Source organism: Bradyrhizobium macuxiense (assembly GCF_007993935.1).
GTDB classification, from domain to species: domain Bacteria; phylum Pseudomonadota; class Alphaproteobacteria; order Rhizobiales; family Xanthobacteraceae; genus Bradyrhizobium; species Bradyrhizobium macuxiense_A.
This window is the reverse complement of the sequence record NZ_VITY01000004.1, coordinates 542,363-554,956: the sequence shown is the minus strand read 5'-3', so window position 1 is coordinate 554,956 and position 12,594 is coordinate 542,363. Positions and strand designations below refer to the sequence as shown.

The following is a 12,594-nucleotide window of genomic DNA, read 5'->3' as shown; positions in this document are numbered from 1 at the left end:
ATTCGAGATACCGCCATGCTACCCGAAGCCAAACTCGACGTCCTGCTCGCCCATCACGCCTCGCTCGAGGCCGAGCTGCTCGGCGAGGTGAAGTCCGACCGCTATGTTGCGATCACGCGCGAGCTCGCCGAGCTCAATCCGCTGATCGATGCGGTGAAGCTCTATCGCTCTGCTCGCACTGAACTCGTCGACACCGAGGCGTTGCTGGCGGACGCGGGGACCGATCCCGAGATGCGCAGCATGGCGGAAGCCGAACTGGAGACGTTGCAGGCGCGCATCGGCGAGCTCGAGCAGCAGATCCGGATCGCGCTGCTGCCGAAGGATGCGATGGACGATCGCAACGTGATGCTGGAAATCCGCGCCGGCACCGGCGGCGACGAGGCCTCGCTGTTCGCCGGCGACCTGTTCCGGATGTATGAGCGCTTCGCGGCCTTGCAGGGCTGGAAGGTCGAGGTGATCTCGGCGAGCGAGGGCACCGTCGGCGGCTACAAAGAAATCATCGCCGAGGTGCAGGGCCGCGGCGCCTTCGCCAAGCTGAAATTCGAATCCGGCGTGCATCGCGTGCAGCGCGTGCCCGACACCGAGACGCAGGGCCGCATCCACACCTCGGCTGCGACCGTCGCCGTGCTGCCCGAGGTCGAGGACGTCGACGTCGACATCAAGGACACCGATTTGCGGATCGAGACCATGCGCGCCGGCGGCGCCGGCGGCCAGCACGTCAACAAGACCGAGTCCGCGATCCGCATCACCCATCTGCCGACCGGCATCGTGGTGATGATGCAGGACAGCCGCTCGCAGCACAAAAACCGGGCGTCGGCGATGAACATCCTGCGCTCGCGCATCTATGACGCCGAGCGTCAGCGCGTCGAGGCCGCGCGCTCCGCCGACCGCAGGGAGAAGGTCGGCTCCGGCGACCGCTCCGAGCGCATCCGCACCTATAATTTCCCGCAAGGGAGAGTCACCGACCACCGCATCAATTTGACGCTCTACAAACTGCCGCAGGTGGTCGCGGGCGAGGCGCTCGGCGAACTGATCGATGCGCTGACCACCGAGCACCAGGCCGCGCAGCTCGCGGCGCAGGGCGCGGCGGCCTAGAGCCTTTCCCGTTCCGATGGAATCGGACCGGGGCCCTAGGTTTTGTCTTGACGCGTTTTCTTCACGCGAACCGGTATCCACTTCGCTCGAAAACGCTCTGACGCGCGCGGCCGCTTACAGCTCGCCCGCCTGCGGTGAGGATCTCAGCAAGCGGCGCAATGCCGGGCTCGCGGCGCGGCGCAGCTCCTCGATGTTCTTCTTCGAGATCGCCTGCAGCTTCTGCTCGCCCTTCGCCGTCAGCTTGAGCTGAACCCGCCTGCCGTCCTTGGGATCGGCGACCCGGCTGATCAGCCCGAGCTTGGCCATGCGATTCATCAATTCGACGGCGGAGTGGTGTCGTATCAGCAGAAAGCGGGCGATATCGCCGACGCTCGGAGGGCCGGGCTCGACGAAGCCCTTGATCCCGAGCAGCGCCTGATGCTGCTGCGGCGTCAGCCCGGCCTTGCGGGCCCCCTCCTCGCTGAATGCGAGAAACGTCCGCAGCTCGAAGCGAAATTGCGCCAGCGCCCGGTAGTCCACCGTCGCGGCGACCGCGTTCCGCTTCGTGGTCGCGCCTGGCGTTCGTCGCTGCTTGGCTTGAGGCATTCCGTCGTCCCGTCGCTGGTTCGCTCCGCCGAACGGCAGAAGCCTGCGCGACGCTAGCAAGCCCGGGCCGGGCGGACCATCCTACCGGCAGCCTTTGCACTTATGTTTTCAACGGTTTGACTGTCGCACCGAGCAGTCCGGCAAGATCACGGCTGCGGCCAGTGATCGTAGCTCGAACTCAATATCTTCAAGAGCACGATCTGGAAGGCGACCGGAATACGCGGGCTGCGGCGGCGGATCGACTTCTCCAGCGCCTCGGTGATCTCGCTCTTGGTGAGATGCCCGGCCGAGGCCCGCTCGACCAGGCCGCCCCAGACTTCGGACAGCGACTTGCCGGTATGATGCGGCGCCGGGATCGAGATCCCGCGCGAGGCGGCCCAATCGATGATCTCGCGCATGGTCTGCCGTCCGCAATTTCGCGCCGTCGCAAGATGACGCGCGGTGAGCAGTCGCAGCAGATCGTCCGGCGGCGTCCAGCCGACCTTCGGCGGCACGTCGTCGGTCAGTTCCACCGACAACTCCTTCAGGACGTTCATCGCGCGGATGCTCAGGCCGCCCGATGGCTCGGCGCCGCCGTCCGCGGTGACGGCGTGCTCCGCGGTATTTGCGCTGCGACTTGAAGGCTCCTGGATCATCGCCCCCTCACTTACAGGACCCGCACCGGGGCGGTAAACCCTCGATACATCGTGGAACGACATTAATTCTATCGTAGGCCGATATGATTCGACGAAAGGCGACATTGACTAAATATCCCGGTGGGGAATTGTACCTGTGACGGGCTGCTCCATCGCAGCCGGCGCATCCAGCCGCCGATCGATCCGATCCGGCGACCAATGAACATGCGCGCCAACAATCAATATAATTGGAGGATATCGAGCGATGAGCACCAAGGATTTTCGGCCGGGCAGCGCATTCAACGTCTCGCGTCGCACCCTGCTGCAGGCCGGCGCCGGCCTGATCGGCGGCACCGTGCTGCCGGCTTCGATCGCATCGCGGGCATTCGCCGAGGACAAGCCGGCGATCGGGACCTTTCCCGCCGGCACGTCCGGCTCCTCCGCCTTCATCGGCATCTCGGTGCCGCGCACCGGCACCTATGCCGTGCAGGGCGAGGATGAATTGAAGGGCTATCAGCTCGCGATCGAGCACATCAACAGCGGCCACGAGCTGATCAAGAAGATCTCGCCGAAGACCAGCAAGGGCGTGCTCGGCAAGGAATTGAAGTACGGCGTCGCGGATTCCGCGGCGAAGCCGAACGAGGCGGTGCAGGCGCAGCAGCGCTTCATCTCGGAGAACAAGGCGGTGATGATCACCGGCGGCACATCGAGCGCGGTCGCGGTTGCGCTGAACAAGCTGGCGCAGCGCGAGAAGGTGATCTTCGTCTGCGGCATCTCCGGCTCCAACGACACCACCGGCAAGGATTGCGTGCGCTACGGCTTCCGCCAGAACTTCTTCGGTCAGACCGCGGCGGCTGCGATCGCGCCGGTGCTGATCAAGCAGTTCGGCAAGGGCAAGAAGGCCGCCTACCTGACGCCGGACTACACCTACGGCCACACCGTGACCAAGTCGATGCAGGATTTCCTCGCCCAGGCGGGCTGGACGACGGTCACCAATCAGGTGTCGCCGCTCGGCGCGCCCGACTATTCGTCGTACCTGCTCAACGTCGCGAACTCCGGCGCCGACGTGCTGATCAACGTCAACTGGGGCCACGACGCCGTGCTGTCGACGCAGCAGGCCAAGCAGTTCGGCGTGCTCGACAAGATGAAGCTCGTGGTGCCCTACCAGGTGCCGTTCATCGCCCGCGAGACCGGCGGCCTGATGCAGGGCGTCTACGCCGCGACGGATTATTGGTGGACCATCGAGGACAAGTATCCGCTGGCCAAGCTGTTCAACGACACCTTCGAGAAGAAGTTCGGCTACAAGCCGGAATGGGGCGCCGAGAACGCCTATGTCAGCTTCGCGCACTGGGCCCGCATGGTCGAGGAAGCCGGCAGCTTCTATCCGCCCGATGTCATCAAGGCCTACGAGAAGGGTGAGACCATCCCCTCGCTGGTCGGCGACGTGCATTACCGCCCCGAGGATCACCAGTGCGTCCGCCCCGTCATCATCGTCCGCGGCAAGATGGAAAAGGAGATGAAGAACAAGGAGGACTATTACGAGGTGGTCGAGATCGTCCCCGGCGACGGCCTCATGCAGAAGCCGGACGCGTTCGGCTGCCATCTCGGCGACTACACCTGATCGACGTGGGACGACTCGGCGCCGTGGGCGGGGCGACCCGATCCGCGGCGCCGCTTTGTGTCGGAACCTATCCTCCATTGACCGGGGCCAACTGAACGCACGCCATGATCAACTGGCCGAATTTCATCTCGCAACTTTTCAACGGGCTGGCGCTCGGCGCGTTGCTCGCGCTGATCAGCTCCGGACTGACGATCATCTACGGCACGCTCGGGGTGCTCAACCTCGCCCACGGCGCCATGTTCATGATCGGCGGCTACGCCGGATATGTGGCCTATTCCTACACCGGCTCGTTCATTCTCGCCGTCATCGCGGGCTCGCTGTTCGTGATGGTGCTCGGGGTGGCGATGGAGCGGATCATCATCCGCCACTTCTACCATCGCCCGCATGAGGACCAGCTGCTGGTGACCTTCGGCCTCGGCATCTGCTTCGTCGAGATCGTCCGCCTGATCTTCACCAGCCAGTCGCAGGTGGTGCCACCGCCGGCACTGCTGCAGGGCATCACCTCGCTCGGCTTCCTGTTCTACCCGACCTACCGGCTCGCCGTGGTCGGCATCGTCGCGGTCGCGCTCGGCGGATTGTTCCTGATCCTCTATCGCACCCGGCTCGGCATGATCGTGCGCGCCGGCATCGAGGATTCGGTGATGGTCGATTCGCTCGGCATCAACGTCTACCGCGTCTTCATGATCGTGTTCGGCATCGGCGCGATGGCCGCGGGCTTCGCCGGCATCATCAACGCGCCGGTGGTGTCGCTGACGCCTGGTGTCGGCGACGACATCCTGGTCGAGACCTTCGTCGTCGTGGTGATCGGCGGCGTCGGCTCGTTTCCCGGCGCGATCCTCGGCGGGCTGATCGCCGGCGAGATCATCAGCATCACCTCGATGTTCAACCCCGGTTATGCCTACGTCATGCTGTTCGCGGCGATGACGCTCGTGCTCGTGCTCCGACCGCATGGCCTGCTCGGCACGCAGGGCCGCGAATGACGACGGATCCCAAATGCTGAAGCAGCGCCCATACCTGATCGAATTCCTGACCGCCGCGGGCCTGGTCCTCGCGCCCTTCGTGCTGCCGTGGCTCGGCTTCGCCCCCAACACGGTGAACCGGATCCTGGTCTGGGGCCTGTTCGGCCTCGGCTTCGACATCCTGTTCGGCTTCACCGGCCTGCTGTCGTTCGGCCAATCGGCGTTTTACGGCACCGGCGGCTTCGTCGCCGCTTATTTGCTGACCAGCGCCGGCTTCCCCTATGTCGTGCTCGCACTCGTGATCGGCATGATCGCGGCCGCCGCCACCGGCTATTTGATCGGCCTGATCGCGCTACGCCGCACCGGCATCTACTTCGCGATGATCACGGTCGCGATCGCGGAGGTATTCTTCTTCGTCGAGTTCAATCCGCTATCGGACTTCACCGGCGGCGAGAACGGACTGCCAGGCGTGCCGACCCCGAGCCTCCATCTCGGCTTCACCACGCTGCACTTCACCACCGGCTGGTCGCTCTACCAGTTCCTGGCGCTTTGCTACTTCATCGGCGTCGTGATCGCGCTGCGCATCGTGCGCTCGCCGGTCGGCGCCGTGTTCAGTGCGATCCGGGACAATCCGCTGCGGGCGACCGCGGTCGGCCACAACATCCACGGCTACAAGCTGACCGCCTTCGTGATCGCCGCCGCCTATGCCGGCTTTGCCGGCGGCTTGCTCGGCGTGCTGCAGGCCTTCATGCCGCCCGACGCCTTCACCTTCGACACCTCGGGCCAGCTCGTGATGCAAACCGCGATCGGCGGCCGCGGCACGTTGTTCGGGCCGCTGGTCGGCGCCGCGGTGTGGCTGTCGTTGCAGGACTTCCTGCAGGCGACACTCGGGCTCGGCGCGGCCTGGAAGCTCGTGCTCGGCGTCGTGTTCGTGCTGCTGGTGTGCTTCCTGCGCCGCGGCATCATCGGCGGGCTCGCCGATCTCTACGGCCTGCTGACCGGACAGCACGGCGCGCGCGAGCCGGACGAGAGCGAGCCGGAGCTGGTCGCCGTCGCAAGCACGCCGCATGCCGCGGTAACCGCCGCTGCGCCAACGCCCGTGCGGCCGCGCCCCGAGGCCAGTCCCTCCGGTCCGATCCTCCAGGCCAAAGGCCTGACCAAACGCTATGGCGGCCTGCTCGCCAACAGCGATATCGACTTCACCGTCAATCACGGCGAGTTGCGCGGCATCATCGGCCCCAACGGCGCCGGCAAGTCGACCTTCTTCAAGATGCTGACCTGCGAGGTGCACCCGACCTCGGGCAGCATCGTGTTCGAGGGCCGCGACATCACCGGCATGAACGTTACCGACGTCTGCCAGCTCGGCCTCACCAAGAGCTACCAGGTCAACCAGCTGTTCGCCGGGCTGACCGTGCGCGAGAACCTGGTGATCGCGGCACTGTCCGGGCTGCGCGGCAAGTTCAAGCTCGACCTGTTCCGCAGCATCGACAGCATCCCCGGCCTGTCCGAGCGCGTGCAGCACACGCTCGAGCTGGTTAATCTCACCTCGCGGCCGGATACGCCGGTCTCCGAGCTCGCCTATGGCGAGAAGCGGCGGCTCGAGATCGGGCTCGCGCTCGCGACATCGCCGAGCCTGTTGTTGCTCGACGAGCCCTTGGCCGGCATGAGCCCGCGCGAGCGTGTCGAGACCGTGAAGCTGCTGAAATCGATCAGCCAGGGCCGCACCATGATCATCATCGATCACGACATGGATGCGCTGTTCGAACTCGCCGAGCGCGTCACCGTGCTGCAGGAAGGCCGCGTGCTGGTCGAGGGAACGCCGGAAGAGATCAAGAACAATTCGACCGTCCAGGAAGCCTATCTTGGCGGCGTGCATGGAGAGCTCGCCGCATGAGCCTGCTCGAAGTCAATGGACTGAACAGCTATTACGGGGATTCCCACATCCTGTTCGACGTGTCGATGCGCGTCGAGCGCAACGAGGTGGTGGCGCTGCTCGGCCGCAACGGCGCCGGCAAGAGCACGACGCTGAAGAGCCTGATGGGCGTGGTCACCCCGCGCCGCGGCTCGGTGCGGTTCGACGGCGTCGATATCGCCGGCAAGAAGAGCCACAGGATCGCGCAGGCCGGCATGCAGCTGGTCCATGAGGAGCGCCGCATCTTCGGCAGCCTGAGCGTCGAGGAGAACCTCGTGATCGCCGGCCTGACCGCCTCGCAGCGCTGGCCGCTGGAGCGCATCTACGAGATGTTCCCGCGGCTCCGCGAGCGGCGGGGCAACCGCGGCACGGATCTGTCCGGCGGCGAGCAGCAGATGCTGGCGATCGCACGCGCGCTGGTGCGCGATCCCAAGATCATCCTGCTCGACGAGCCGTTCGAGGGGCTGGCGCCGGTGATCGTGCGCGACCTGATGAAGGCGTGCCGCGATCTGGCCGAGGCCGGACAGACCATCGTGCTGGTGGAGCAGAACCTCGCCGCGACGTTGGCGCTGGCGCAGCGCATCTACATCATCAACAATGGACACATCGTCCATGAAGGGCCGGCGCAGGAAATCAAGGCACAGCCCGACGTGCTGCAACGGTATCTCGGGGTGTAGAGCGAACCCGCCACCGCAGGCGTGCGGCCAAAATATCGAAAACAACCCCATGCAAAGGTGCCGGCGGCTGCCGGCGTTCGACGCGGCGGCTTGACCCGTCGGGCAAATCAGGGGTATATTTCCAATATTCCGAAATCTTGCGAACGCCCCTCGCCCGCAAACTGTGTTTTGCGGGGGAAGGACCGTGCCGCTTCCCAACGCGGCGCAAGCAGCACGATTGATGCGTAACCCTTTTTCTAAACCAGTCTGGTGCGCTTACTTGCATTTGAAAGAAGGCGCGCGACAGGAGATACAACAGACCGGCGGCCGCGGCGGCGATGAGCCCGAGCACGACGCTGCGCTTTCCGCCGTTGGCGTCCGAATAGGAGCCGGACCATATGCGCGTGGCCAGCGACGCGGCGAACTGCGCGCCTGCGACGAGGCCGACAACAAGCGTTGAGAAGTCAAGGTCGTGACTCACATGAAACGGCAGCACCGGCAGTGCCGCGCCGATCACCAGGAAGCCGGCCAGAACCGCCCCATGATCGGCACCAACGTCATGGCGACCGAATGCGCTGGTATTGACGATGGTGAAGGAGTCATCTTCATCGGAGGTGAGGCTGAGAAACGATTTCAACGCGCAACAAATGCTCGCCGCGCACCAGCAGCGGCTTGGCGCCCTGATCGAGTCGGCCGAGCCGAATCAGCCCGCGCGACCAGCGATAGGGACCGTGGAATAGCGCCAGATTGCCCCAGGGGGCGTAGTAGCAAAGGTCGCCGACCGCCTCACTTTCGAAGCGTCCGCTTCCTTCTTCCGTCAATTTGCGCGGCAGGTACGCGATCTTCTCGTTGGTCGAGTAGTCGCTGATCTTCAGGTCGAGCGGCAGCATCGAGAACAGATCGCGCGCGGAGGGATTGTCCTCCAGCGTTGCCGTGAAGTCCTCATCGGCGAAGACAAATCTGAGATACATGGCGGTCCCTTTCCCATCCGAAGTCGCGTTGGTCTGCGCGCGAACAACGAAATGAACTGTGAGGCTGGCAGCAGCGCCCGTTAGCAATACGCGTCGTGAAAGCTTCGCCCTCCCGCTTGTCATTCGATTCCCCGTGTTGCGAGGGGAGTTGCAGATGTTCGTGCTGGAGGCATCCATCGATGCCTTCTCGCGCCTTCTCATTCCGGTTTCAGCAAACGTTGCCCGTTCCCGATCAACGCGATGGCGAGCAGGGCCAGAACGATGCTGCCAATAAAGGTTGCCTGGATCGAAATGCCGTCGAGCAGGAAGCCGCCCAACATTGCGCCGACCAGAATCGAAGCCTGGATCGCTGCGACCATCAGGCTGCCGGCGGCCTCGGGTACGTCATCCGCGTTCTGCGATATCCAGGTCATCCAGATGACCGAGAACATCGTGTTCATCGCTCCCCAGATCGCCATGAACAGGCTCGCGGCGACGACCGAGGAGCCAAGCAGCAACAGCCCAACAGTGGCTCCGCCCATCACAAGCGCCGGCAGCTTCAGGAAAGGCGCGACGTTGCCTTTGATGAAACGGCCAGCCGCCCATGTGCCGATGAACCCCGCGCAGCCGAGCATCAGCAGGAGGACGGAGAGCGTCGTCACATCCGCGCCTGTCACCCGCTCCAGAAACGGTCGCAGATAGGTGAACATGGTGAAAGCCGAGCCCCAGGACAGCATGCAGGCTGCAAGCCCGCGCTGGAAATACGGACGCTTCAGCAGGTCGAACATGGCCCGGAAATTTTGCTTCCGGTTCGCGGGCAGCGACGGCAGCGCAGCGACATGCCAGGCGAGGTTGATGGCAACGATGGGTGTCAGCGCCCAGAACACCTCGCGCCAGCCGAACAGGCCGCCGAGATAGCTGCCGATGGGAGCGGCAAAAGCGGCCGCGATGGCTTGCCCGCCATACATCAGGGCAAGCGCGCGCGGCACGTCACTCTCGGCAACGAGCCGCATGATGACGGCCGTCGCCAGCGCCCAGAAGCCGCCGATGCAGATGCCGAGAAGCGCGCGGCCGATCATCAGCACCATGAAATTCGGCGCGGCTGCGACCAGGACGAGTGACAGCAGCATCACCGCCGTCATCGCGACCATGACCCATTTCCGGTTCAGCGTCCCGGCGACGGTCGTGATGAGCAGGCTGGCCGTCACCGCGAAGAGGCCGCTGATCGAGATCGCCTGTCCGGTCTGACCCTCGGTCGCGCGCAACCCTTCGGCCATCGGCGTCAGCAGGCTGACCGGCATGAACTCCGAGGCGATCAGCATCGCCACGCAGAGCGCCATCGAGAGAACGGCGCCCCAAGCGGCGGCCGGTTTGCCTTCTTCGATTGCGGCCGCAGCCACCATGTCCGTTTGCTCCTGCGTGAATTGTTGCAGGGCAAACCTAGTGGACTTGCCATTAACTAATTAGCCGTCGAAATTGGAATAGACTTATCGACCGCATCGATAAATAATCTGGACGAGGCAAGGGAGCCAATGGCCAAGACCGATCTCAACCAGTTGACATGGTTTCAGGTCGTTGCCGATGAGCGCAGCTTTACCAAGGCGGCGGCCAAGCTCGGCGTGGCCCAATCTACGCTGAGCCATACCATCAAGCAGCTCGAGCACCGCATGGGACTGCAGCTTCTGACGCGCACGACCCGGAACGTCGCGACGACTGCCGCTGGTGAGCGCCTCCTGCAAACGATTACCCCGCGCATCGCCGAAATCGAGGAGGAGATCGCGGCGCTGACGGCGCTCCGCGAGAAGCCGTCCGGCTCGATCAGGCTGACCCTGTCCGACCACGCGCTGGAAAGCGTCGTATGGCCGAAACTGAAGCCGATCCTCAAAGACTATCCTGACATCAGCGTCGAGCTGATCCTGGACAGCACCTTCCGCAACATCGTCGAGGAAGGTTTCGATGCCGGTGTGCGGCTGGGCGAGAGCGTCGAGAAGGACATGATCGCAGTCAGGATCGGTCCGGACTGGCGCCTTGTCGCCGTGGCATCACCGGGCTATCTCGCCGAGCATGGAGCGCCGGAGCATCCGCAAGACTTGGTCCGGCACGTTTGCATCAACATGCGCCACGAGACGGCGGGCGGACTCTACGTCTGGGAGTTCGAGAAGAAAGGCCAGGCCTTGCGCGTCCGGGTGAGCGGCCAGCTCACCTTCAACAATTCGTACGCCATGATCGACGCGGCCGTGAACGGATACGGCATCGCCTACGTTCCCGAAAACATTGTGGAGCGGCACATCGATTCGGGTGAACTGGTGCAGGTTCTCGACGATTGGTCGCCCTTCTTTGAAGGTTACTTTCTCTATTATCCAAACCGTCGTCAGAACCTGCCCGCGTTCAGAGTAATCGTCGATGCTTTACGCGATCACAGGAGGCGATCGTGATCAATCAAGTCTGTCTGGGCTTCAACCGGAGCCGGGGCAAAGCGGACATGACCGGCAAATTATAAGTACGCGCCCTCGTTCAGCCTGCCAGCGCCGCGATCATGCGCCTGGCATGATCGGCGAGCACATCCATGTCCGCCTTGACGGTCTGTGCCGGCAGCAGTGCTATGCCTTCCCTCACCGGCATCACATGCATGTGCAGGTGTAAGACGACCTGGCCGCTGGCGGGCTCGCTGAACTGCTGGATGATGATGCCGTCGGCGGAGAACGCCTTCATTGCGGCGATCGCGATGCGCTTGGCCGTCCGCGCCACCGCGGCAAGGTCGTCTTCTGTGATGTCGAGGATGCCGCGCGCGGGCGCCTTCGGAATCACCAGCGTATGCCCCGGCGAACGCGGCATGATGTCGAGAAACGCAAAGGTCCGGTCGGTCTCATCAACCTTGAAGCTCGGGATCTCGCCGCGGAGGATCTTTGCGAAGATGTTCTGGTCGTCATATCCCGTCATGGTCGCGCGTTCCGGATTGATCATTTGAGACGTCGACCGTGCGCGCCGGCAACGCGCGGCGCAAGCCATATCGACGCCGCATCGACCATCGGCTAACAACGCGCAATGAGCGCATCAGCTGAACATGGCAGCCAGACCGTCGAGAGCGCCCGCCGCATGCTGGCCGCGCGCCTCAATGCCGTCAGCGGCCACGATGCCGCGCTCGATGCGCGCCTGCTGGTCGGCGCCGCGCTTGGGCTCGACCTGACCGGCATGGTCGCCGGCGCCAAGCGCATCCTGACCCGGGATGAAGCGGATCGCGTTGAGGCCCTTGCGCGGCGGCGCCTCGCCGGCGAACCGGTCGCGCGCGTTCTGGGCATGAAAGAGTTTTGGGCACTGCCGCTGCATCTCTCCGCCGCGACGCTGGTGCCGCGCCCCGACACCGAGACCGTAGTCGAGCGCGCGCTCGAGCTGCTGCGGGCCGATGGTGCGGCTGACCGCGCATTGCGGATCGCCGATCTCGGCACCGGCTCCGGCGCGATCCTGCTGGCGCTGCTCTCGGAACTGCGCCACGCGCATGGCTTCGCCACCGACATTTCGGCGGAGGCGCTTGAGACCGCGAGCCGGAACGCCACCGAGCTCGGGCTCGCGGATCGCACCACGTGGATCCAGTGCGACTATGCCAGCGGACTGACCGGCGCGTTCGACCTGATCGTGTCCAATCCGCCCTACATCCCCTCGGCCGACATCGCCGGCCTCGACATCGAGGTGCGCGCACACGACCCGCATGCGGCACTCGACGGCGGCGCCGACGGGCTCGATGCCTACCGTGCGCTGATCTCGCAATCTGCGGGTCTTTTGAGCTCGGGTGGATTTCTGGTTGTGGAAGTCGGACAGGGCCAGAGCGGCGACGTTGAAGCGCTGATGACGGCTTCGGGGTTATCCCCAACGGGGCCGCCCAGGACCGATCTGGGGGGCATTCCGAGGGCCGTTTCCGCCCGCCGGCCGCCCCGATAAAGTCCTATTGGAACGAAAAAAAACCTCTTGGATTATCTCCCGGGAACGACTACGTTCCGGGCACAACATCGGTGCTGGCCCCGTAAACCGTTACGGGTGATGACCAGGGTTCAGCAGAGCCCGCCGATCGAAAGGTTCCAGGAACGCAGGTCTCATTGAGCGCAATAGCCGAAGCTGTGCTGCTCTCGACCGCCAAGCGAACGAAAGCCTGTTATTGCGCTTGAAGACTTACGCACGAGAACTGGGCCTGTCTCGACGGGCGGAAT

Annotated in this window: 13 protein-coding genes; 7 read left to right on the top strand and 6 right to left on the bottom strand. The window is 64.3% G+C overall.

The genetic code is table 11. From position 1 onward, the window contains the following. Positions 1-15: 15 nt before the first annotated feature. Positions 16-1,095 carry a peptide chain release factor 1 gene (gene prfA / locus FBZ93_RS13860; RefSeq protein ID WP_146986473.1) on the top strand — a complete coding sequence of 360 codons (1,080 nt, stop codon included), beginning with the start codon at positions 16-18 and terminating at the stop codon, positions 1,093-1,095. A gap of 114 nt (positions 1,096-1,209) precedes the next feature. Here prfA and FBZ93_RS13855 read toward each other — a convergent pair whose 3' ends face one another. Next, the gene (locus FBZ93_RS13855) at positions 1,210-1,680 is read right to left on the bottom strand and encodes a MarR family winged helix-turn-helix transcriptional regulator (RefSeq protein ID WP_146986472.1); all 471 of its coding nucleotides are present in this window, start codon (positions 1,678-1,680) and stop codon (positions 1,210-1,212) included. Positions 1,681-1,826: 146 nt separating this feature from the next. Next, positions 1,827-2,315, bottom strand: a complete 489-nt coding sequence (locus FBZ93_RS13850; protein ID WP_074130713.1) for a hypothetical protein — start codon at positions 2,313-2,315, stop codon at positions 1,827-1,829. 244 nt (positions 2,316-2,559) lie between these two features. Between FBZ93_RS13850 and FBZ93_RS13845 the strand changes: the two genes are divergently transcribed. The 4 genes from FBZ93_RS13845 to FBZ93_RS13830 all read left to right on the top strand — a co-directional run bounded on the left by FBZ93_RS13845 (position 2,560) and on the right by FBZ93_RS13830 (position 7,463). Continuing rightward, positions 2,560-3,915, top strand: coding sequence for a substrate-binding protein (locus FBZ93_RS13845; RefSeq protein ID WP_146986471.1), 1,356 nt, complete (start codon positions 2,560-2,562; stop codon positions 3,913-3,915). A 104-nt stretch (positions 3,916-4,019) separates the two neighbouring features. Continuing rightward, positions 4,020-4,895, top strand: coding sequence for a branched-chain amino acid ABC transporter permease (locus FBZ93_RS13840; RefSeq protein ID WP_146986470.1), 876 nt, complete (start codon positions 4,020-4,022; stop codon positions 4,893-4,895). Positions 4,896-4,908: 13 nt separating this feature from the next. Further along, positions 4,909-6,768: a branched-chain amino acid ABC transporter ATP-binding protein/permease gene (locus FBZ93_RS13835; RefSeq protein WP_146986469.1), complete on the top strand. Its 1,860-nt coding sequence runs from the start codon at positions 4,909-4,911 to the stop codon at positions 6,766-6,768. Next, on the top strand, positions 6,765-7,463 hold the full coding sequence (locus FBZ93_RS13830) for an ABC transporter ATP-binding protein (RefSeq protein ID WP_146986468.1): 699 nt from the start codon (positions 6,765-6,767) through the stop codon (positions 7,461-7,463). Before FBZ93_RS13835 ends, FBZ93_RS13830 begins: the two co-directional genes overlap by 4 nt. Here the strand turns inward: FBZ93_RS13830 and FBZ93_RS41085 are convergent. The 3 genes from FBZ93_RS41085 to FBZ93_RS13815 are packed head-to-tail and all read right to left on the bottom strand — an operon-like array spanning position 7,420 to position 9,795. Continuing rightward, the gene (locus tag FBZ93_RS41085; protein ID WP_208764005.1) at positions 7,420-8,079 is read right to left on the bottom strand and encodes a hypothetical protein; all 660 of its coding nucleotides are present in this window, start codon (positions 8,077-8,079) and stop codon (positions 7,420-7,422) included. The genes FBZ93_RS13830 and FBZ93_RS41085 overlap by 44 nt on opposite strands. Then, positions 8,048-8,590, bottom strand: a complete 543-nt coding sequence (locus FBZ93_RS13820; protein ID WP_246667466.1) for a cyclophilin-like fold protein — start codon at positions 8,588-8,590, stop codon at positions 8,048-8,050. Before FBZ93_RS13820 ends, FBZ93_RS41085 begins: the two co-directional genes overlap by 32 nt. A 20-nt stretch (positions 8,591-8,610) precedes the next feature. Next, positions 8,611-9,795, bottom strand: a complete 1,185-nt coding sequence (locus FBZ93_RS13815; RefSeq protein WP_146986467.1) for an MFS transporter — start codon at positions 9,793-9,795, stop codon at positions 8,611-8,613. Between the two features lie 129 nt (positions 9,796-9,924). Here FBZ93_RS13815 and FBZ93_RS13810 point away from each other — a divergent pair, with 129 nt between their 5' ends. Further along, positions 9,925-10,827: a LysR family transcriptional regulator gene (locus tag FBZ93_RS13810; RefSeq protein WP_146986466.1), complete on the top strand. Its 903-nt coding sequence runs from the start codon at positions 9,925-9,927 to the stop codon at positions 10,825-10,827. A 79-nt stretch (positions 10,828-10,906) separates the two neighbouring features. Here FBZ93_RS13810 and FBZ93_RS13805 read toward each other — a convergent pair whose 3' ends face one another. Further along, complete coding sequence (locus FBZ93_RS13805; RefSeq protein WP_146986611.1) at positions 10,907-11,332, bottom strand: HIT family protein; 426 nt, start codon at positions 11,330-11,332, stop codon at positions 10,907-10,909. 105 nt (positions 11,333-11,437) lie between these two features. Between FBZ93_RS13805 and prmC the strand changes: the two genes are divergently transcribed. Then, a complete protein-coding gene (prmC, locus tag FBZ93_RS13800) occupies positions 11,438-12,328 on the top strand; it encodes a peptide chain release factor N(5)-glutamine methyltransferase (protein WP_146986465.1) in 891 nt (296 codons plus the stop codon). Positions 12,329-12,594: the final 266 nt, after the last annotated feature.